This window comes from Burkholderia sp. Se-20378 (assembly GCF_017104665.1).
GTDB lineage: Bacteria > Pseudomonadota > Gammaproteobacteria > Burkholderiales > Burkholderiaceae > Burkholderia > Burkholderia lata.
This window is the reverse complement of the sequence record NZ_JAAGPG010001141.1, coordinates 1-849: the sequence shown is the minus strand read 5'-3', so window position 1 is coordinate 849 and position 849 is coordinate 1. Positions and strand designations below refer to the sequence as shown.

1 protein-coding gene is annotated in these 849 nt (G+C 72.0%); it reads left to right on the top strand.

Features of this window, described 5'->3' with window-relative positions; genetic code table 11:
• A partial coding sequence (locus G3N93_RS40635) for a serine hydrolase (protein ID WP_206135590.1) occupies positions 1–849 on the top strand: 849 nt, incomplete at both ends.

The window sequence follows — 849 nt, the reverse complement described above, 5'->3', positions numbered from 1 at the left end:
GCAGGGCTTCCCGCCGCCGGCCGACCAGGTCGTCAACAAGGCGAACGCATTCACGCCGGCGCGCCTGCGCTGGGCGTTGGGCAATACGCGGCTGCTCGCGCCGACGGCCGGCATCCGGCATGCGACCACGCCGATGCCGCTGCCCGAGCAGCCGGCATCCGGTCTCGACACGCTGCCCGTGACGATCGGCGGCGAGACGCTGACGCTCGACGCCTACCTGCGCGCCACGCATACGGACGGCTTCATCGTCGTGCAGCGCGGCCGGATCGTCTACGAGCGCTACTTCGACGGCTTCCGGCCCGACCAGCCGCACGCGTGGGCGTCGATGACGAAATCGGTGACGGGCCTGCTGGCCGCGCAGATGATCGAATCCGGCGTGCTCGACGCGGGCGCGCCGCTCGCGCGCACGGTGCCGGAACTCGCCGACACGCCGTTCGGCGGCGCGACGCTGCAGCAGAACCTGGACATGGAGGTGCCGACCGCGTACGCGCCGGGCATCCCGCCCGATCTCGGGCTGTTCGGCGCGGTCGGGCTGGTGCCCCACCGTGAAGGCGCGCCGGCCAGCATCGCCGACTTCCTGTTGACCGTGCAGCGTGTGCCGGACGTGGCGCCCGGCAGCACGTGGTTCTACCAGAACGGTTCGCCGGAAGCCGTCGCGTGGGCGATGCAGCGCGCGACCGGGCAATCGTGGAACGCGCTGGTCGAGCGGTGGCTGTGGCGCGATTTCGCGGAAGACGATGCGTACGTCGTCGTCGACCGCAATGCGATGGCGATGGCGAGCGGCGGGTTGTACACGACGCTGCGCGATGCCGCGCGCTTCGCCGAGCGCGTGCGCACGGGGCTCGGCGA